Source organism: Streptomyces sp. NPDC093071 (genome assembly GCF_044754545.1).
Classification (GTDB): Bacteria; Actinomycetota; Actinomycetes; order Streptomycetales; family Streptomycetaceae; genus Streptomyces.
In genome coordinates this window covers 1,083,855-1,103,849 of sequence record NZ_JBIVPH010000002.1, presented here as the reverse complement: position 1 = coordinate 1,103,849, position 19,995 = coordinate 1,083,855, and the positions used below count along the sequence as shown (strand labels likewise).

Annotated in this window: 16 protein-coding genes; 3 read left to right on the top strand and 13 right to left on the bottom strand. The window is 70.4% G+C overall.

What is annotated here, in order from left to right; translation table 11 throughout:
* Nucleotides 1-327: 327 nt before the first annotated feature.
* From ACIQD7_RS10435 to ACIQD7_RS10390, 10 genes are all read right to left on the bottom strand, one after another.
* Nucleotides 328-1,212 (bottom strand): hypothetical protein, encoded by an 885-nt coding sequence (locus tag ACIQD7_RS10435; RefSeq protein WP_402441257.1) that lies wholly within the window; start codon nucleotides 1,210-1,212, stop codon nucleotides 328-330.
* Between the two features lie 512 nt (nucleotides 1,213-1,724).
* The gene (locus ACIQD7_RS10430; protein WP_402441256.1) at nucleotides 1,725-3,560 is read right to left on the bottom strand and encodes a PQQ-binding-like beta-propeller repeat protein; all 1,836 of its coding nucleotides are present in this window, start codon (nucleotides 3,558-3,560) and stop codon (nucleotides 1,725-1,727) included.
* 5 nt (nucleotides 3,561-3,565) lie between these two features.
* Nucleotides 3,566-3,979 (bottom strand): hypothetical protein, encoded by a 414-nt coding sequence (locus ACIQD7_RS10425; protein ID WP_402441255.1) that lies wholly within the window; start codon nucleotides 3,977-3,979, stop codon nucleotides 3,566-3,568.
* A 300-nt stretch (nucleotides 3,980-4,279) separates the two neighbouring features.
* Nucleotides 4,280-5,317 (bottom strand): serine hydrolase domain-containing protein, encoded by a 1,038-nt coding sequence (locus ACIQD7_RS10420; RefSeq protein ID WP_402441254.1) that lies wholly within the window; start codon nucleotides 5,315-5,317, stop codon nucleotides 4,280-4,282.
* Between the two features lie 54 nt (nucleotides 5,318-5,371).
* Entirely contained in the window at nucleotides 5,372-6,475 is a 1,104-nt protein-coding gene (locus ACIQD7_RS10415; RefSeq protein WP_402441253.1) for a glycosyltransferase family 4 protein, read from the bottom strand.
* On the bottom strand, nucleotides 6,472-7,008 hold the full coding sequence (locus tag ACIQD7_RS10410) for a dCTP deaminase domain-containing protein (protein WP_402441252.1): 537 nt from the start codon (nucleotides 7,006-7,008) through the stop codon (nucleotides 6,472-6,474). Before ACIQD7_RS10410 ends, ACIQD7_RS10415 begins: the two co-directional genes overlap by 4 nt.
* Entirely contained in the window at nucleotides 7,005-7,544 is a 540-nt protein-coding gene (gene dcd, locus ACIQD7_RS10405; RefSeq protein ID WP_402441251.1) for a dCTP deaminase, read from the bottom strand. The genes ACIQD7_RS10410 and dcd overlap by 4 nt, the downstream gene beginning before the upstream one ends.
* A complete protein-coding gene (locus ACIQD7_RS10400; RefSeq protein ID WP_402441250.1) occupies nucleotides 7,541-8,755 on the bottom strand; it encodes a metallophosphoesterase in 1,215 nt (404 codons plus the stop codon). Before ACIQD7_RS10400 ends, dcd begins: the two co-directional genes overlap by 4 nt.
* Nucleotides 8,752-10,071, bottom strand: a complete 1,320-nt coding sequence (locus ACIQD7_RS10395; protein WP_402441249.1) for a UDP-N-acetylglucosamine 1-carboxyvinyltransferase — start codon at nucleotides 10,069-10,071, stop codon at nucleotides 8,752-8,754. Before ACIQD7_RS10395 ends, ACIQD7_RS10400 begins: the two co-directional genes overlap by 4 nt.
* Nucleotides 10,068-10,478 carry an ATP-binding protein gene (locus ACIQD7_RS10390; protein ID WP_402441248.1) on the bottom strand — a complete coding sequence of 137 codons (411 nt, stop codon included), beginning with the start codon at nucleotides 10,476-10,478 and terminating at the stop codon, nucleotides 10,068-10,070. The genes ACIQD7_RS10395 and ACIQD7_RS10390 overlap by 4 nt, the downstream gene beginning before the upstream one ends.
* Nucleotides 10,479-10,696: 218 nt before the next feature.
* Between ACIQD7_RS10390 and ACIQD7_RS10385 the strand changes: the two genes are divergently transcribed.
* Both ACIQD7_RS10385 and ACIQD7_RS10380 read left to right on the top strand, forming a co-directional pair.
* A complete protein-coding gene (locus tag ACIQD7_RS10385; RefSeq protein WP_402441247.1) occupies nucleotides 10,697-11,983 on the top strand; it encodes a helix-turn-helix domain-containing protein in 1,287 nt (428 codons plus the stop codon).
* Entirely contained in the window at nucleotides 11,980-12,507 is a 528-nt protein-coding gene (locus ACIQD7_RS10380) for a flavoprotein (RefSeq protein ID WP_402441246.1), read from the top strand. Before ACIQD7_RS10385 ends, ACIQD7_RS10380 begins: the two co-directional genes overlap by 4 nt.
* A gap of 231 nt (nucleotides 12,508-12,738) precedes the next feature.
* Here ACIQD7_RS10380 and ACIQD7_RS10375 read toward each other — a convergent pair whose 3' ends face one another.
* From ACIQD7_RS10375 to ACIQD7_RS10365, 3 genes are all read right to left on the bottom strand, one after another.
* The gene (locus tag ACIQD7_RS10375) at nucleotides 12,739-14,163 is read right to left on the bottom strand and encodes a Gfo/Idh/MocA family protein (protein WP_402441245.1); all 1,425 of its coding nucleotides are present in this window, start codon (nucleotides 14,161-14,163) and stop codon (nucleotides 12,739-12,741) included.
* A 236-nt stretch (nucleotides 14,164-14,399) separates the two neighbouring features.
* Complete coding sequence (locus tag ACIQD7_RS10370) at nucleotides 14,400-17,324, bottom strand: FAD-binding and (Fe-S)-binding domain-containing protein (protein ID WP_402441244.1); 2,925 nt, start codon at nucleotides 17,322-17,324, stop codon at nucleotides 14,400-14,402.
* Nucleotides 17,325-17,363: 39 nt separating this feature from the next.
* On the bottom strand, nucleotides 17,364-17,963 hold the full coding sequence (locus ACIQD7_RS10365; protein WP_402441243.1) for a MarR family winged helix-turn-helix transcriptional regulator: 600 nt from the start codon (nucleotides 17,961-17,963) through the stop codon (nucleotides 17,364-17,366).
* A gap of 89 nt (nucleotides 17,964-18,052) precedes the next feature.
* Between ACIQD7_RS10365 and ACIQD7_RS10360 the strand changes: the two genes are divergently transcribed.
* Nucleotides 18,053-19,903, top strand: a complete 1,851-nt coding sequence (locus tag ACIQD7_RS10360) for an ABC transporter ATP-binding protein (protein ID WP_402441242.1) — start codon at nucleotides 18,053-18,055, stop codon at nucleotides 19,901-19,903.
* Nucleotides 19,904-19,995 lie beyond the last annotated feature (92 nt).

Here is a 19,995-nt window from a genome sequence, read left to right as displayed (position 1 = left end):
GCGCGCCGGAGGGGTGCGACGGCGTCGGAAACCGTGCAAGGTTCGCTTTTTCGCCGAGAATCGGCAATCGATTTTCCACCTGGGGGAACGGATCCGGCCGTGGTCGCGCTCGGCTGGCGCCGCCACCGGACGGGATGCCGCGCCCGGACATGACCGTGCCTGGCCCCTCACTTATGGGGGCAGGCCTGTGGCCAAGTGCTTAGAAGGCACCTGGTGGGTGGGGGAGTGGTGGCTCTGGCCTGCACGAATGCATCCAAGGGTCTGCCATTCCCCGGAACTTCGGGTGATTTTGGGGCGGCGAAGGAGCGGCGGTCCTGAACGCCGACATTATTTGCCTGGCACAAGCTCCAAGAGGCGACCCACGCGGTGCCAGCCGCCGACCAGGATGGCTGCCAGTACGGAGCATCCGGCGATGAGCCAGGGGCGCAGGTCGTCGTTCGCTCCCAAGGCGGGGAGTGCTGAAGAGGCCCCGATTGCTGCCGTCATGGCAGCGATGATGACCAAAGCCACGTGCGCGGACTCCCGCAGCGCGGTGCGCGTCGCGGACGCGGGGGTGGCCCCTGAGAGGGCCGCTTCTGGCAGCAGGGCTCCGATGCGGCCCTCTGCAGAGCGTTCCGCGATCGTGACCAGCATTGCCCCGAGCTGTGGTAGTGCGCTATCTGGCTCTGCGTCGATCTTCAGGGCTTCGGCTCGCAGGGCTCCGGCAACCAGCGCCGCGTGTGAGCGCGCAGCCGCACGCCTGACTGATCTGCGAGGGATCGTCCCGGCATGACGATGAGCGCGAAGGATGGCATCCTCTGCTGCCCTCAGTCCCCAATCGAGATCCCGAAGCTGCGAGGTACGGTTTCCTGGTGGCTGTCTGTACGCCGCCGCGCAAAGGTTGAGGGCATCCAAGGTCCGCATCGTCGCTTGGTGGCGGAAGATGGCTCCTCGTGCCATCCGGCGTTCCATCAGCCACCACACTGGCACTACCAGAGGCGTGGATACTACGACCACGAAGACGAGGCTGCCCCAGCCGTGGGCGGGTTGGTTCGCGACTTCAGGGCGGAGCTGCCACAGAACGTACTTCGCCGCCCGTGCAGTCGAGTCGGCTCCAGCGGCCTGTGCCAAGTTGTGGAGAAGGATCACCGATGGCTTGATCATCTTCAAGCCCATCAACGCGGCGAAGAGAGCCACGCCCATCGACCCGTATGGCGCTGTCTCGAGAGTCATCCGCGTGTTCCGTAATGCCCTGTGGGTATGCGGGAAAGACCTTTCCGCCACGCGAAGCGTTTGAAGCGAGGACCTGAAGTCGCGTACCCGAGTGCGGATAACCCGCTGGTTGACGCGGAGACGCCAGGACTTGATCTTCGATCGCGCTTGTGAGACATGCGGAGATATCTGTGCTGTGGTCGTCCGTACCAGGCTCAAAGTGTCCCTCTCTCGGCACCCATGGACTGATGGTGCCTGGAACGCGTGACTGCTGTGTCTTCTCTAGAAAAGGATCTTCGGCTGGGCTGGACGTGGACGCTGGCAACTGAGGCGGAGTCAAGGCTGGATGAAGGCCGACCATGCTGTGTCGGACCCTAGCCGCACCCCCGTAGTCGGGCGGAGCGACAGCGCTCCACTCTGCCCGCTCCGGGCGCTCTGACAGGAAACATCCCTTCTGCGCAGGGTGACGCGCCGGTGCGGACGCATTCGACCGTGATTCGGCATCGCATCCTTGTGGAGGCAGTCTGGCGCACTCATATGGGTAGAGCGTGTACATCACCTTGGGAGCTCGTGGCGTACATGACACCGTCGCTGATCGCGGGGGAGCCTTGGGGGTCCGGACTCACAAGAAGGTCTTGCGATCGGATCTTTCGGCCTGTCGGGAGCTTCCAGCTAGCCAACTTTGCGGCACGGTCTGCCGTGAACAAGGTGTCACCCGCAATAAGCGGTTGGTGGAGGAGAAGTCCCTCAGTCTTCTTCTCCTTGGCCCATAGGCGGTCTCCAGTCTTCGTGTCGAGAGCTACGAGCCGCCTTTCTGTGTCGCCGAAGATCAATGTCCCATCTGCCGCGACCGGCGCTGCGGCGAGACGGGCATTTGTATTGAACGACCAAAGAAGTTGTCCGCTCTCAGGGTTCACCGCCACAATCCGCTGAGGCGCTGAGGGGCCATTCGGCTGCACGACCGCGTATACGCCTTGGTCCGTTACTGCCCAATTCGGGGACAGAGGCGCGTCGGTTTTGCACGACCAGACCTCACGTCCCTTGGAGACGGCCACTATGCGATCTGCTCCAGGGTCTGTCGTGGCGCCCGACGCCTGAGATTCCCTGGCCATGAACAACATGTATCCGGCGGCGGGTTTGGGTCTGGAGATGATAGTGAGCTTGTTTGTGGGGAGAGACCAGAGGGGCCTGAGTGTCGAAGGGTCGAAGGCGTACAAGCTGCCATCCTGGGCTGGCGCGTATAGCACATTCTTCGAAACGCTCAGCAATCCGTCGCGGACCAGTACCGGATGAGATGCGCGGGGCTTTCCAGTCCGTAGGTCGACCGCATATAGACGGCCGTCTTTGCCCGGGAAATAGGCGGTGTCCGCATGAATGGCAGGGCTGCCGGGGTACCGCATCTGGATCAGACCGGACCGCTGCCGAGATTTGAGATCGATCACATGCAGCCTGTATGCCTCATGTACCGCCAACAGTCCGTCGGAGAGGACGGGCTGCCGAGCGGGACCGGAGGCGGCACGGGTCTGCCAGGGCTCGGGCTTGTGCCGCGCCCGGGTCCCAGCGGACCTACGAACCCGGCTGTCCGTGCGGTCTGGGGACCGCTGCTTCCGCTTCTTCCGAACCTTGGCCAGTGCGATGTCGTACTGCATCTCGCCACCCATACGAGGGTTTTGTGCAGCCCCCTCCTGATGAAGACGCTCACAGGCATACCGATAGAGCTCTTGGAGAGTGACGAAACCGTCGCCATTGAGATCGGCGGCACCGCTGGACATGCCCTCGATCAGCATCCCTGTGAAGAGGGACGGCGCGGGCGTATCAGCATCGGAGTGGTGCCCTTCCCAAGCCCTCTGTGACCTGGTGCCAGCAGTGATGACGACGCGACCGTGGCCGGCCAGCGCCTCCTCGACTCTCGCCGATTCGTCACTCTTCGCCCCTGGGAGGAAGAGGCCGCTGTAGCAGCAGTCGAGGATCACGACGATGCTCCGTGCGCGGCATTCTTCCATGGCTTCGTGGATGTACGACGCAGGGATTGTCGTATAGGCGGGTCGCTCGGGATCCGTTTGACGAATGGCGAAATGCAGCTTGTCATTACGGTTCAAGATCCCGTGACAAGAAAGGTACAGGAGACGCACGTCGTCGCCCCGAGCGGTGAGGAAGAACTCGTAAATCGCCCGCTCCAGCGTGGAGCGGTCGGCATCGATTAGTGTCTGGGCCTCGAAGGCGCCGATCTCGGGATCACGTAGGAGTGTGCCCAGGCGAGTGCAGTCCACTTCAGGTGAACGGAGCGCTGGCAGGTCCGGATGGTCGTACGTCCCCGTCCCGATGAGCAGGGCACCACGGTTTCCTTTGTCGAACGACTGTGTGGTCATATTTGTCAGGTCTGCTCGGCGGGATGTTCTTCGGTCTGACGCTCGGCTGGGACCTCGTGGTGAGCGAGGAACTGGTCGATCAAACGTTCCCGCTCGGCAGTTGAGGCGTCACTCAACTCGATCACCCGGCCTTCCAACTCCACCTTGATGCCGCGCACAGGCCGGTTCTTCAGCCAGGTGTCGGCGAGGAGGAGAGCTTGACGCAGGGCAAAGGACGCGGCCGTGACGACAACCGATCCGGCAGCAATCAGCTCGCCGCTCTTGGCCCCGTTCGAGATTCCTCCTGCGGACCGCCCCGACCGTACGTCCACTACATCCAGCTCTTCGAGAGCGCGGCGCAACTGGCTCCCAAGACGTAGCAGCTCGTCATCGTCAGAGTCGGCAAGCCCCAGAAGTTCCAACCGTACGATCTTGTGCATAGTTCCACCCCACTGTCAGTGCTCTGTGCGCACGACATTTTACGGAGAGAGCTAGCTGGGCTGGGGCGAGCGTCGGGACTGGACCGACAGCCTTCTCCCGATAGGGTCACCGAGGCCGGATCGGCATTTGCGGGCGTCGGGACGCACCACCCATCAGTTGAAGGATCATCGCTTGCGGTGTCCTGTGCAGGCTTGCCAGCTTCTGACCCACCGAAGGGGCATCCCGGGCGGGAGCCTGCTGCTTGACCTCTGCTAGTTTCCTGCGACGGGAGCGTTGCGGGTGCACCGACCCGGGAAGGTTTAGGGGCGTTCGAAAGCCAGTGCACGGAACACGTCGCGTGCGGTAGCGAGTAGCTCGCGATCGCGTGTGAAGTAGAGCTTGTTGGTGAGGAGGGCCGCCCAGCGTTGCTGCTTCGGGCTGATCCACATACCTGTGCCGGTGAAGCCGTAGTGGACCCAGACATCCTCACGCAGATCGGTGCCGGGTGCGGGGTGCCAGAAGAGGCCGCGGGAGGGGGTGAGCTCGCCGGTACGAATGTGGAGGGAGCCAGCGATCCAGGTCGGGCCGAAGGCGGCCTGCGTCGGGGCGAGCATGTGCTGGAGGAAGCGGCTGAGGTCGGCGAGGGTGGAGAAGGCGCCGGCGACGCCGCAGGTGCCGCCGAGGAGGCGGGCGGAGAAGTCATGGGCGGTGCCTTTGATGTGGGTGCCGGACTCCTCGTCGAGTTCTGTAGGAGCGCAGCGTGCGACCACGTCCGCTGGCAGGGGGCCGAAGCGGGTCTCGGTCATGCCGAGGGGCTCCCAGATGCGGCTGGCCGCCATGACGTCGAGGGGCTGACCGGCGAGGTATTCGGCGAGGTACCCGAGGACGAGGGCGGCTCGGTCGGTGTACTCGACGGCCTCGCTCGGGGCGCGGTGGAGGGCCTCGTGGAGGACACCGTCGCGGATGTCCTGGGGGTCGGTGCCGTAGAGGTTCTTGAGGTTGGCGCGTAGAGGGAGGCCCGCCGTGTGGGTCAGGAGCTCGTGGGTGGTGACCTGGGCGAGCGGATGGCCGGTGACCTCGGGCCAGAAGGTGCCGAGCGGGGTGTGGAGCTGGAGCTTGCCCTCTTCGACGAGGGTGCCGATGACGGCCCACACGGCGACGATCTTGGTGAGGCTGGCGATGTCGAAGACGGTGTCGAGCCGCATCGGCTCGTCGGGGCGGGTCGGGTCGAGGAGGCCGACCGCCCCACTCGCCGTCGTACCGGAGGCGTTGCCGACGGCCCAGACGGCTCCCGGGTAGACCCGGTCGCGGACACCGTCCTGGAGGAGCTGCTCAATGCGCGGGATGTCGAGCGTCATGGTGGTCCGATCGTAGTGAGGCGGCCCGCCCTCTTCGGGGTGCGCCACGGGTGATCAGGCGAGCCGCTTGCCGAGTTCGGCGAGGGCCGTGGCGGTGGTGCTCAGGGGGAAGCGAGCCGCGTTGGTGGCGCCGGCCGCACGGAGCGCCGACAGGAGGCCGGGGCTGGTGCGGAGGCGGTCGAGTTCGCGGGCTACGGCGTGCGGGTCGGCGAAGTCGGTGGCGAGGGCACTGCCGCCCAGGGACTCCTTGAGGCCGGGAACCGGCTGGTGGAGGACGGGTAGGCCGCACGCCTGGGCTTCGAGGGCCACGAGGCCCATGGCCTCCAGCGTCGTGGAGGGCATCACCAGGACGTCGTGGTCGGCGAAGGTCTTCCAGAGCTGCGGCCGGCGGAGCCAGCCGAGGTAGTGGACGTGTACTCCGAGCTGGTGGAGGCGGGGGCGGAGCGCGTGGAACTCGGCTCGGGGTGCCGCGATGGACAGCTCGGTGGACCGGGTGAGAGGGAGGGTCGTGAGGAGGGTGTCGAAGCCCTTCTCGGGGGTGAGGCGGCCGGCGTACAGGATCCGCAGGTGGCTGGTGGGATGGTTTCGGCGCCGTGGGGGAGGGCTGGCGATGAGCCGGTCCGGGATGCCCCACGGGATCTTCTCGATCTTGCGGCGTGGGATGTCCGGGGCGAGGAGAAGCAGTCGGTCCGCCATCGCGCCGGTCGGCACCACGACGACGTCCGCGGCCCGGGCCGCCTCGCGCAGGGTGGCGAGCTGCTCGGGGTGCGTCTCGGCGAAGAGGAGGTCCGTGCCGTGGACGAGGGCGATCCGAGGGCGTTTCGGGAAGGCTCGAAGCAGGGCCGGTGTGGCGCCGAAGGCCAGGTGTTGCAGGTGCAGAACTTCGACGTCGCCCGGGTCGACCGCCTCGGTGAGAGCGCGCTGGAGGGTGGCGACGTACCGGCGGAACGCATACCCGGTCAGGCACTTCCCCGGTGCCCGCACCAGTTCCAGCCCGGCCGGCACGGACGGCCGCAGGCCTCTGTGCTCGGGCGCGAGCATGAAGGACCGCGCGGGAAGGAGGGGACTGCGGCCGGTGTACAGGTCGAGGAAGAGCTCGACGCTTCCGCCGGGGCTCGGGAACGGCAGGTCGAGGGCCGTGACGACGGTGGGGTTCACGCGGGGCCTCCCGGGTTCTCTTCGTAGAGGCGGGACGCTTCGATGCCCTGGCTGGTCCGGTACTTCAGGCCGTGGTCCTGGTAGCTGGCCGTGGCGCCGAGGGCTTGGAGGAAGACGAGCTTGCCGAACGTCATGCGCGGATGGATCCGGACCGGTCGGCTCGCCCGGATCTCCAGCGTCCAGCGGATGGCGTGGCCCTGGTGCCCGAGGGGAGCGGACACGTGGACCCAGATGCCGAGCGCGCCGATCGTCCGGTCGCCGTTGAGGAACTGCGCGTACGCCTCCGAGCCGGTCCGCTCGTACGTCGTCCCCAGGTAGAGGACGTCCGGCCGCAGCACGTAGCCCGCGTCGGGGATCGTCACTTCCTGGAACTCCGTCGGCCTCGCCGCGTCCAGCGAGCCCTCGTGGAAGCGCAGGGTGTCGCCGAGACGCCAGTCGTAGGCGTTGGGGGAGATCCTCCGGGGCTCGTACGGCTCGATGGTGATCTCGCCGGCGGCCCTGGCGGCGGCGATGGCGGGACCGGTGAGGATCACGAGACCACCGCCCCTGGGGCGGCGAGGTCGCGCCAGTACGCGGAGGGCCGGGGGCCGGCGGAGGACTGGTACTTGCCCGCGTAGAGCGCCACCGGGCCGACCGACACGAAGAACATGACCTGGCCGATCCGCATGCCCGGGTACACGCGCAACGGCCGGATCGGGGAGAGCATGAGCGTCCACTGGCCGTGGAAGCCGATGTCCCCGATGGGTGCGGTGATCTCGACGAACAGGCCGAGGCGGCCTACCGAGGAGCGGCCGAAGAGGAGCGGGACGAAGGTGTCCGAGCCGACTTCCTCGATGGTGTGGCCGAGGTAGAGCTGGCCGGGCTGGAGCTCGAAGCCGTCCGGCCCGATCTCGACCGACTCGGTGGCGTTCGGCCGGTGGGCGTCCAAGGTGTCCGCGGTGTAGGTGAGCAGGGTGCTGCCGAGACGGACGTTGTAGCTGTTCGGGTTCACCTGCGCCGGCTCGAACGGGGAGATGCGGATGCGTCCGTCGGCCGTGGCCTGGGTGATTTCGGGGCCGGTGAGGATCATCGGGAGTCTCCATCGGTGAGCGTGCGCTGTACGGCCTGGCTGAGACGGATGCCGGCCTGTCGGGTACGGCCTCCGGGGTACGCGTCGGCGAGATAACCGGTGGTCAGCACGGTCGGCAGGCGGTCCGGCAGGGGACCGGGCGCGGACACGACCGGGCCCGCCTGCTCGGTGAGGTGGGCGAGGAGCGCTTTCGGGTCGGTGGCGAAGCGCTCGGGAACGTGGGCGTGCACGAGCTGGTTGTCGAAGGGTTCGACGGCCAGCAGCCCGCCTCGCGTGAGTACGGTCCCCAGCTCGGGCGACCGGAGCGTGGTCTCGTTCAATAGCACGGCTTCGGCGCCCAGGCCGTGGTGGAGGCGGTCGGCGACGTCGGCGAGCAGGGCGCGACGGTCGAGCGGACCGTTCCTGTACGGGAGCCGGAGCGGGCCGAGCGGAGTGCGCAGTTCCTCGCGGAGGGCGTCGACGGCCTGCCGCACGGGAGTCAGCTCGGGAGGGAGGACGGCCGCCGGCGGGAAGGATCCCACCTGCGCGGCCCAGCCGACGCCCATGGGTTCGGCCAGCGCGTACCCGGTCGCGAGCTCTCCCCCCTTGAGGACCAGCGTGTCCCCGACGGGCACCGGTTCCGGCCGCTCGCTGTGGCAGTGCCCGGCGAAGACGACGTCCAGAAACGGGCACGCTGCGGCCAGCTTGAGGTCCTCGTCGAACCCGGAATGGCTCAGCACGACCCAGGAGTCGGCCTGGTGGTGATGGGCCAGCATCAGCTCGCGCAACGCCCGGACCGGCTCGCCGACACGGTGACCGGCGCGCTGGTCGGCCGGAATGGCGTTGAACGCCTGCTGGCCGATGATCCCCGTGACGGCGACACGTCGTGAGCCGACGCGCACCAGGCGGATCGGGTGGAAGAGCGGCTCGCCGGTCTCGTCGTCGATGGCGTTCGCGCACACCGTGATGTCGTGGAGGCCGGGCTCGAAGTGGTGGACCCAGCCGTGATTGCCCGGGACGACAGCGTCGTAGAGACGAACGAGGACGTCCTGCTCGATCCGGCCTCGGCCGAGCCGGTAGTAGCCCGTGCCCTCGAAGAAGTCTCCGCAGTCGACGACGAAGCTGTCGCGCCTCGCGGCGTGCAGGCGCGCGAGCATCGGTACGGCGTCGTCGAAGGCGGAGTGGACGTCGGTGGTGGCGACGATTCGCCGGAAGCGTCTGGGGGCGGTCACGGGGTGACCTCGCAGATGTCGGCGCCGAGGGCGAGGAGCTTGCCGGGGAGGTCGGCGTGCCCGCGACGGATCTGGTCGACCCCGCCGAGCGTGGTGACGCCCCGGGCGGTGAGACCGGCGACCATCAGCGCCGATCCGGTACGGATGTCGGTCGCCTCCACTCCGGCGCCGGTCAGTCGCTGGGGGCCGGTGAACCGGCATTCGGTGGAGGACAGTTCGGTGATCTCTCCGCCCATGCGGACGAGCTGGGGTACGAGGTTGCTGTGGCGGCCGGGGTTGATCGGGTCCGAGAACAGGTGGGTGCCGGGGAAGCCCAGGGCGAGGCCGAGGAGCGGCGGTTCGAAGTCGGCGTCGAGGCCACCGGGGGCGAGGGAGGCCAAGGCACGCAGGGGGCGGCCGGCCGGCTGGGTGTTCCGGCCGTGGATGACGAGCGCCTCGGCTTCATCGGTCGTGGGGACACCCATCCGGTGCAAGGCTGAGACCAGCGGTGCGACGTCGGGTCCGTGGACGCCCTCGATCCGCGCCGTGCCACCGGTTGCGGCCACGGCACAGGCCAGCGTCCCTGCCTCGATCTTGTCTCCTGGCACCTTCCAGACGGGCACGTCCTCCGAGACGGAATCCGGCGGTACGAGGGTGAGGACGCGCTCGCCGGCACGGCACTCGTACCCCAGGGCCGTCAGCACGTCCACGACACCGAGGACTTCCGGGGAGAGGTTCGGCTGCCCGAGCCGCAGCGGCGTGCCCGCGACCACGGCGCGCAGCACCGCGGCGATCGTCGCCCCGCGCGAGCGGAACGGCAGGACCAGCGACACCGTGCCGGGGACCGACTTGCCGGCTTCGACCACGTACCCGCGATCGTCCACGCGGACGCGGTCGCCGAAGGCTTCGTACACCTTGAAATGCTGCTCCATGCCACGGTCACCGATCCGGCAACCGCCCGGCCAGGGGAGCCGGGCACGGCCGTACAGGGCGATCAGGGCGGGGACGAGGTAGTACGAGGCACGGATGCTGGACGCGGCCTCGCCCAAGCCGTCGGGCGTCAGGGTGGCCTCGCCGGGGAGGACGAGGACGGTGTGGCTGTCACCGGCCGGGTGGGTGATGTTCCAGCCCGCCTGCCCCAGCAGGTCGAGCAGTGTCTGGACGTCCGAGCTGGCGGGGACGTTGTCGAGACGTACGGGGCGAAGGAGGGCGGCCGCAGCGGCGACGAGCGGGAGTGCGGCGTTCTTTGAACCGTCGACCGTCACGGCCCCGGCGAGGGGCCGGCCGGGCCGGATCGCGATCACCTGGGCCGTGACGGCGGGGACGCGGGTGCTCACGTGTAACTCCTCTGTACGGGAAGGGACGCGGTGGCCGTGGCTGTGGCCGCGAGGGACGAGGGCCCGGCCATGTCGATCTCGGCCCAGCAGGACTTGCCGGAGTCCGTGGGCGTCGAGCCGAAGCGGCTGGCGAGCACGCCGACCAGGAAGAGGCCGCGTCCGCCCTCGCTGTCGTCCTCCGGCAGTGTCGGGGCGGGCAACGCGGGGCCGCGGTCGCGGACCTCTACGCGCAGCACCGCGCCGGACAGGCGGACGTCCACAGGGATCGGGTGGTGTCCGGCGTACCGGATCGCGTTCGTCGCGAGTTCGCTGAACACCACTTCGGCCGTGTGGACGACATCGGAATCCGGAGGGGTCTCCGCCCAGTCCTGGATGGTGTCCCGGACCCGTCGGCGTGCCGTGGTCACGGCAGCCGGCGTCGGCAGGACGGAGAAAGTGATCTGGTGCGCTTCCACGAGCAGCCTCCAGGGGTGGGATCGACCAGCCCAAGGAACCGTGGAACGGCGGGTGTTCGCGATGGCCCGTGCCCGTGCTGCATCGGCTATGCAGAAGCTGCATGACGGCCCCGGACGGCTCGCATACGCTCGTTCCCGCGGGCATGCTCGACACGGACGGAAGGGCATGGATGGCCGACGTGAAGACCGAAGCCGAGAAGATCGGCGAGACGATCAAGCGCGCCCGCCGACTCAGCGGACGGTCACAGAGCCACGTCGCTGCCGCCCTGGGCTACCACCAGTCCAAGCTCAGTCGTCTGGAAGGCGGACGAGGCACGGACGACATCCGCGTCTTACGCGCCGTCGCCGCCGAACTCCGCATTCCGCCACACCTCCTCGGCCTGAGCCACACCCACGTGTCCGCCGCGCCACATCCCGACGATCCCGAGACAGAAGACATGCGCCGCCGCACCTTCCTGGCCGCGAGCATCGCCTCCCTCACGGCCCCGGCCACGCCCGCCACCGCCGCCCATGACGACCTCGTAAGTTCACTTCTCCCCGGCCCCAGAGCGGCCACCGCCTCTTCGTGGAACGGCGAGATCCAGCCCCTGCGGGACAGACTCACCACAGCCCGCCGCCTCTTCTGCACCTGCGACTACGCGGAGCTGGAGGCGATGCTGCCCGGTCTCATCACCGATCTGCGGCAGGCAGCCGACGACCACCGCAACGCCGAGGAGACGGCCGGGCTTCTGGCCACCGCGTACCGGACCTCGACGAGCCTGCTGCTCAAGCAGGGCGACCAGGGCAACGCCTGGTTGGCGGTGGGACGCGCCATGGCGGAGGCCGAGAGCTCCGGCGATCCCGTCGTCCTTGCCTCCAGCGTCCGCCTCCACGCTCACGTCCTGACCCGTGAGAAGCACACCGCCCAGGCCGTCACCCTCGTCCGCCACACGGCAGGTCAGCTCGCCGGTTCCTACGATCGGCACTCGTCCCGGTACCTCGCCGCCGTCGGCCTCCTGCTCCTCCGAGGAGCGACTGCGGCCAGCCGCGGCGGCGACCGCGCGGCAACCCGGGAGTTCCTCGACGAGGCACGGGAGGTCGCCCGGTACGTCGCTCTCGACCAGCCCGACGCTTGGGCCAACTTCAGCCCGACCAACGTCGCGATCCACGCCGTCAGCGCCTCGGTGTCGTTCGGTGACGCAGGCATCGCTTTGCATGCCGCGGCGCCCCTCATGCGCCGGCACATCCCCGCCCCCGAACGCAGAGCAGCGCTCTGGGTCGAAGCCGCCCGCGCCTACAGCCAGCAAGGCCGCCTCGCCGAGGGCTACCAGGCCCTCCGCATCGCCGAGACCTGCGCCGCCCAGGACGTACGCCGCCCCGCCGTCCGCGACCTGGTCGCCGACATGGCCGCCCGGGACCGACGACGTACGCTGCCCGAGCTCCACCACTTCAGCCGCCGACTGGGAGTCCCCGCGTGAGCGCACAGCCGTTCCTGTACGTCGTCGTCTGCGCCGCCGGCATCGCGGGCGACGTCCACAAGCTGATCACCGCAGCGCAGCAGCGGGGCTGGGGCGTCGGAGTCGTCGCGACACCGCAGGGACTCGGCTTCCTCGACACCGAGGCGATTGAGGCCCAGACCGGTTACCCGATCCGCTCGGCCTGGCGCAGACCGGGCGACGTGCGCCCGCTCCCGCCCGCCGACGCCATCGCCGTCGCGCCGGCCACGTTCAACACCGTCAACAAGTGGGCCGCCGGCATCGCCGACACCCTCGCCCTGGGCATCCTGTGCGAGGCGTACGGAATGGGGATCTCGACGGCCGTGCTGCCGTACGTGAACGCGGCCATGGCCGCGCACCCGGCGTACGGGCGGAGCCTGGAGCGGCTGCGGTCGATGGGCGTGCTGGTCGGGTCGTACGAGCCGCATCGGCCGAAGGCGGGCGGGGGAGCGGACCGCTTCCGGTGGGAGGAGGCGCTGGAGCTGCTGGAGGCCAAGATCGACTGAACGCGGTCTGGCCTGCCCTCTCAGCGTCGTGGCGAGCGTGCCACCCATCAGAACGCGAGTGCTGCGCCTTTGGGGAACACAGTGGCTGTTCCTCTGGGGAACGTGCTCGGCGTTCCTTGGAAGAACGGCCCCGCTGTGTGCCCCCGGCAAGACTCGAACCTGAGGCCAAGTACTTAGAAGGCACCTGTTCTGCCCGCCCCCCCCATACGCGTCCCAGGCACAGGAAATCCCTCAGTCCGGCTTCACCGAGTCCAGGCCCGGGCGGGTCTTCTGCCACTCCCCGCGCGTGAAGTCCGGGATCTCCTGCGGCGCCCCGCCCGCCTTGATCGAGGCGTGGCTGAGCGGCACCGGCGCCGTCCAGGTCGCGGCGTCGTACACGTCGAAGTCCGGCGGCAGCCCGAGCCTCATGCACTGCATCAGGCGGTAGACCATGATGTAGTCCATCCCGCCGTGCCCGCCCGGCGGGTTGGCGTGCTCCTTCCAGAGCCAGTGGTCGAACTCGGCGGCGTAGGCCGAGAAGTCCCCCCACCGGTCGTCCGTGTGGTCCGGCTCGATGTAGACCCGGGCCGGATAGTCCTCGAAGACCCCGCGCGTCCCGCCGAGGCTGTTGACCCTGCTGTACGGGTGCGGGGTGGACACGTCGTGCTCCAGCCGGATCACCCGGCCCCTGGCCGTCTGGACCACGCTCACCGTGCGGTCGCTCCCGACGTACGTCTCCTTCCAGCTCGGGTCGCCGGACGGCACGTGCTCCTCCCGGTACTCGGCGAGGCCGAGCGCCGGGGTGCCGAAGCTGCTGATGCTCACCGCCCGGTCGCCCCGGTTGATGTCCATGTAGGCGGCGACCGGACCGAAGCCGTGGTTGGGGTAGAGGTCGCCGCGCAGCCGGGTGTGCCACAGCCGCCGCCAGGGCCCCTCGTAGTACGTCGGGGAGAACATCAGGGACCGCAGGTCGTGGTTGTACGCCCCCGCCCCGTGCAGGAGCGTGCCGAACTTGCCCGCGTGCGCCATCCGCAGGACCCGCATCTCGGTCCGGCCGTAGCAGCAGTTCTCCAGCTGCATACAGTGCCGGCGGGTCCGCTCCGAGAGGTCGACCAGCTCCCACAGCTCGTCGAGCCGCATCGCGACCGGACACTCCACGCCGACGTGCTTGCCGTTCAGCAGCGCGGCCCGGGCGATCGCGAAGTGGCTGTCCCAGGGGGTCGCCACGTACACGAAGTCGAGGTCGGCGCGGGCGCAGAGGTTCGCGTGGTCCTCCTCGCCCTTGGTGTACAGGGCGGGGGCCGGCTGTCCGGCGGCCACCACCTTCGCGGCGGCCTTCTCGGCCTTCTCCCGCACCGGATCGCAGACGGCGACCACCCGCACCCAGGGCAGGGACAGATAGAGGCCGATCATGGAGCCGCCGCGGTTGCCGAGACCGACCAGACCGATCCGCACCGTCGAGCGGCCGGGGAAGGGGACGCCGGCCATGGTGGCGCTCCGGCGCCCGGGCGCCACCGGGGCGGCGGGCACGGGGACGGCGGCCGGAGCGGGCCCGGCACGCCCGGCGGCCCGGGCGGTCTCCGTTCCGGCGGCGAGGCCGAGGCCCGCTCCGGCCGCTCCCGCCGTGGTCCTGAGGACCTTGCGGCGGCTCGGGGTGGGCGGGGTCTGCTCGTTCACGGAACCTCCCGGAGCTGTGTGCACGGCCGTCGCGCGCGTCCCGCGCAGGACCCTGGCCCCGGCGGCCCGTGGGGGCGCCGACGGGACACGGGCAGACGGATGATCGGACTGTACTGTTCCGCACCCCGCGCGGAGCCGTACCCGCCTGCGCACCTCACCCGAACGGACGAAGGGCCCCTCACCGTCCGGGGTGAGGGGCCCTGCCGACCAGGGAACACAAGGGTCTTGACGGAGGGTCAGGGACGCGTGGCCCGCTCCAGGGCGATCAGCGCCGACACATAGGTCCGGCCCGTCGCCCGGTCCATCCCGATCTCGCACATCCGGTTGGCCGAGAGGTGCGCGTCGAACGGCCGGGACGTGACCTCGGCCGCCTCCCGGGCCGTCGCCGACGCCGTCAGCTCCGGGTGCAGCATCCCCCGGTCGCCCGCGAAGGCGCAGCAGCCCGCGTCGACGGGGACGACGACCTCCTCCGCGCAGGCCCCGGCCAGTTCGGTCAGCCGGTCCTCGTCGCCCAGGTGCCGCATCGAGCACGTCGGGTGGACGACGGCGGAGCCGACCCGGCGGCGCACGTCGAGCCGGGGGAGCAGCTCGTCCGCCGCCCACACGAGCGAGTCCACCACCGTCAGCCCGGCGTGCAGCTCCCGGTTCTCCTCCGTCAGGTACGGCACCACCTCGTGCGCGATGCCGAGCGTGCACGAGGAGGCGTCCACCACGAGCGGCAGCCGTCCGCCCGCCGTCCACCCCCAGGCAGCCTCGACGATCCGGTTCGCCATCACCTCGTTGCCCCGCTCGTACCCCTTGGAGTGCCAGATCGTCGCGCAGCAGGTGCCGGCCACGTCGTCCGGGATCCACACCGGCCGCCCGGCCCGCGCCGACACCGCCACGACGGCCTCCGGCAGCGAGGGCCCGGGCTCGCCGTCCGGATCGCCGAAGATCCGGTTCACACAGGCCGGGTAGTAGACGGCGACCGCCGCCGGGCGGTGGGTGCGGGGCAGCCGGCGCCGGGCCGCGCCGGGGACCTCCGGCAGCCACTCCGGTACGAGGTCGGGGCGGACGGCCCTGCGGGCGAGGCCGGTCACCGACTCCACGACCCGGTCGCCGATCCGGTCGGCGGCGGCGACCGCGAGCCGCGCGGAGGCCTCCACGGCCCGGAAGTTCCGCGCGGTCAGGGCGGCGATCCGCTCCTCGCGCGGCGAGTGCCGCTCGTGCCGGAACTCCTTCATGAGGGCGCCCGTGTCGATGCCGACCGGACAGGCCAGCCTGCACGTGGAGTCCCCGGCGCAGGTGTCGACGGCGTCGTACCCGTACTCCTCCAGGAGCCGGGTCTCGACCGGCGAGCCGTCGTTCTGCCGCAGCATCTCCCGGCGCAGCACGATCCGCTGGCGCGGAGTGGTCGTCAGGTCGTGGCTGGGGCAGGTCGGTTCGCAGAAGCCGCACTCGATGCAGGGGTCGGCGATCCGCTCCACGGCCGGGATCGTCTTCAGGCCGCGCAGATGGGCCTGCGGGTCGCGGTCCAGGATGATCCTCGGGGCCAGCACCCCGGCCGGGTCGAAGGCCTCCTTGATCCGCCACATCAGCTCGGTCGCCCGCGTCCCCCACTCCAGCTCCAGGAAGGGCGCGATGTTGCGGCCGGTGGCGTGCTCGGCCTTCAGGGAGCCGTCGAAGCGCTCCACGGTCAGCTTGCAGAACTCGTCCATGAAGGCCGCGTACCGCTCGACGTCGGCCGGGTCGGCCGCGTCGAAGGCGAGCAGGAAGTGGAGGTTGCCGTGGGCCGCGTGACCGGCCACGGCCGCGTCGAAGCCGTGCCGGGCCTGGAGGTCGAGCAGCGCGGCGCAGGCCTCCGCGAGCCGGGCCGGCGGCACCGCGAAGTCCTCGGTGATCAGGGTGGTGCCGGAGGGGCGCGAGCCGCCGACCGCCGTCACGAACGCCTTGCGGGCCTTCCAGTAGCCGCCGATCCGCTTGGGGTCGCGGGTGAACGCGTTCTCCACGGACGCCACCGGGGCGGTCAGGTCGAGTCCGGCGAGGACCGCGTCCGCCGCCCGCTCGTACGCCTCCAGCGCGGCGGTGTCCGGCGCCCGGAACTCGACCAGGAGCGCCGTGGTGTCCTTCGGCAGCTCGGCCCAGTCGGCGGGCACGCCCGCCACGCTGACCGAGGCCCGCAGCGTGTTGCCGTCCATCAGCTCGACGGCGATCGCCCCGGCGTCGTTGAACAGCGGCACGGCCGCGGCGGCGGCCGGGAGCGAGGGGAAGAAGAGCAGGGCCGTGGAGACCTCGCGGTCCAGCGGCAGGGTGTCGAAGACGACCTCGGAGAGGAAGCCGAGGGTGCCTTCGGAGCCCACCATGAGGCCCCGCAGGATCTCGACGGGGGTGTCCCCGTCGAGGAAGGCGTCGAGCCGGTAGCCGTTGGTGTTCTTGAGGGTGTACTTGGCCCGGATGCGGGCGGTCAGCTCGGCGTCCGCCTCGATCTCGGCCTTCAGCGCCAGCAGCTCCGCGCAGAGCGCCGGCTCGGCGCGCGCCAGCTCCTCGTCGGCGCCCGGGTCGGCGGTGTCGACCACGGTGCCGCTCGGCAGGACGGCGGTGAGCGAGGCGACGGTCCGGTACGAGTTGCGGGTCGTGCCGGCGGTCATGCCCGAGGCGTTGTTGGCGACGACCCCGCCGATCGTGCAGGCGATGGCGCTCGCGGGGTCGGGGCCGAGGACCCGCCCGTACGGGGCGAGCGCCGCGTTGGCCCGGACGACGGTGGTGCCGGGGCGGATCCGGGCGCGGGCGCCGCCGTCCAGGACCTCGACGCCGGCCCAGTGGCGGCGCACGTCCACCAGGACGTCCTCGCCCTGCGCCTGCCCGTTGAGGCTGGTCCCGGCGGCCCGGAAGACCACCTCGCGGCCCTTGCCGTGCGCGTACGACAGGACGGCGGAGACGTCGTCCAGGTCCTCGGCGACCACGACGACCTGCGGGACGAAGCGGTAGGGGCTCGCGTCCGAGGCGTAGCGGACCAGGTCGGAGATCCTTCCGAGCACCTTCCCCGGGCCGAGGATCCCGGTCAGCTCCTCGCGCAGCCGGCGCGAGGTCCCCTTGGCGTGCAGCTCCGGGACCCGGTCCGGGGCCGGGGTCCGTTCCCGGCCGGGACGGAGGGCCTGCGGGTCGGGTTCCAGCAGCGGCATGGCACGGCTCCCCTTCGGCGCGATCCCGTCCCCGAGGGGTCAGCGGCCGCCCTCCGGGCCGGGGTCGACCAGGGCGGTCAGCAGGCCTCCGAGCACCTCGCGCTGTTCGGCGGTCAATGGAGCAAGGATGTCCTCTGCGGCGGCCCGGCGCGCGCTGCGCAGCTCCCGCAGCGTGGCGCGGCCCGCGTCGGTGAGCTCGATCCGGATCACCCGGCGGTTGTCCGGATCGGGTGCCCTGCGCACCCGGCCGGCCGCCTCCAGGCCGTCGACGAGGCTGGTCACCGCCCTGGGAACGACCTCCAGACGGGCCGCGAGGTCGGCCATCCGGGGCGGCTCCCCGAAGGCGGCGACCGTGCGCAGGAGCCGGGACTGCGCGGGGGTGATGCCGACCGGCTCCAGATGACGCTTCTGGATGCGGTGCAGCCGGCGGGTGAGCCGGAGCAGCTGCTCGGCGAGGAGCCCGTCGGCGTCGGAGGCGCGCGGTCGGCCGACGCGGCCGGGGGCGCGGGCCTCGCCCGTCCCGTTCGTCCCGTCCGCGCGGCTCGGGGAGCCCGCCCCGTCCGTGCTGCCCGCGGCGTCCTCCGTCCCGTCCGTGCGTTCGGGAGCGTCCGGATCACTCGTACGGTCGGTAGTGCTCATGACGGGAACAATATCAGGACGCCGGTCATTGTGAGGATAGGTAACAGTGACCTATGCTCTGATCGACACCGAACCCTTCGAAGGAGCCCATGCGCCCCCACGACCCGCCCGAATGGACGCCCCCGCCCCGCGACCCCGGAGAACCGAAGGAGCCCGCCCAGGTGCGGCGCATCCTGCGGCTCTTCCGCCCCTACCGCGCGCGCCTGGCGCTCGTCGGCCTCCTGGTCGGCGCCGCCTCGCTCGTCACGGTCGCCTCGCCGTTCCTGCTCAGGGAGATCCTGGACGTCGCGATCCCCCAGGGCCGCACCGGCCTGCTCACCCTGCTCGCCCTCGGCATGATCGTCACCGCCGTCCTGACCAGCGTCTTCGGCGTCCTTCAGACCCTGATCTCGACCACCGTCGGCCAGCGCGTCATGCACGACCTGCGCACCGCGGTCTACGAGCAGCTCCAGCGGATGCCGCTCGCCTTCTTCACGCGCACGCGTACCGGCGAGGTCCAGTCCCGCATCGCCAACGACATCGGCGGGATGCAGGCGACCGTGACCTCCACGGCCACCTCCCTCGTCTCCAACCTCACCGCCGTCGTCGCGACCGTCGTCGCCATGCTCGCCCTCGACTGGCGGCTCACCCTCGTCTCGCTGGCCCTGCTGCCGGTCTTCGTCTGGATCAGCCGCCGCGTCGGCCGCGAGCGCAAGCGGATCACCACCCGGCGCCAGAAGCAGATGGCCGCCATGGCCGCCACCGTCACCGAGTCCCTCTCGGTCAGCGGCATCCTGCTCGGCCGCACCATGGGCCGCTCCGACTCGCTGACCAGGGCCTTCGCCGAGGAGTCCGAGCGCCTGGTCGACCTGGAGGTGCGCTCCTCCATGGCCGGGCGCTGGCGGATGTCCGTCATCGGCATCGTCATGGCCGCCATGCCCGCCCTGATCTACTGGGCCGCCGGACTGGCGGCGGGACCGGCCGGCACCGCGATCTCCCTCGGCACGCTCGTCGCCTTCGTCTCGCTCCAGCAGGGCCTCTTCCGGCCCGCCGTCAGCCTGCTCTCCACCGGCGTGCAGATGCAGACCTCCCTCGCGCTCTTCCAGCGCATCTTCGAGTACCTCGACCTGCCCGTCGACATCACCGAGCCCGCCGAGCCGGTCCGGCTCCCGGAGGTCCGCGGTGAGGTCTCCTTCGAGAAGGTCGGGTTCCGCTACGACCCCGGCGCCCCCGGCCGCCCGACCCTGGACGCCGTCGACCTGACCGTCCCCGCCGGCGGCAGCCTGGCCGTCGTCGGCCCGACCGGCTCCGGCAAGTCCACCCTCAGCTACCTGGTGCCCCGGCTGTACGACGTCACCGACGGGCGCGTCACCCTCGACGGGGTCGACGTGCGCGACCTGGACTTCGACACCCTCGCCCGCGCGGTCGGCGTCGTCTCGCAGGAGACGTACCTCTTCCACGCCTCCGTCGCCGACAACCTCCGCTTCGCCAAGCCGGACGCCACCGACGAGGAGATCGAGGCCGCCGCCCGCGCCGCCCAGATCCACGACCACATCGCCTCGCTCCCGGACGGCTACGACACCCTGGTCGGCGAGCGCGGCTACCGCTTCTCGGGCGGAGAGAAGCAGCGCCTCGCCATCGCGCGCACCATCCTGCGCGACCCGCCCGTGCTGATCCTCGACGAGGCGACCAGCGCCCTGGACACCCGGACCGAGCACGCCGTGCAGCAGGCCATCGACGCCCTGTCGGCGGGCCGCACCACGATCACCATCGCCCACCGGCTCTCCACCGTCCGCGACGCCGACCAGATCGTCGTCCTGGAGGAGGGGCGGATCGCGGAGCGCGGGACGCACGAGGAGCTGCTCGCCCGGGACGGGCGGTACGCGGCCCTGGTCCGCCGGGACGGCGCCACGGCCCCGGAGGACGAACCGGTGGGGGCGGCCGTCTCCCGGACCGCGTGAGCGCCCCGGAAGACGGGCGCCCGGCCTCCGTACGGGGGCCGTCGCGTGCGGGGTTCCCCGGATTCCCGTACGGGCCGGGTTAGCGTGCGCCC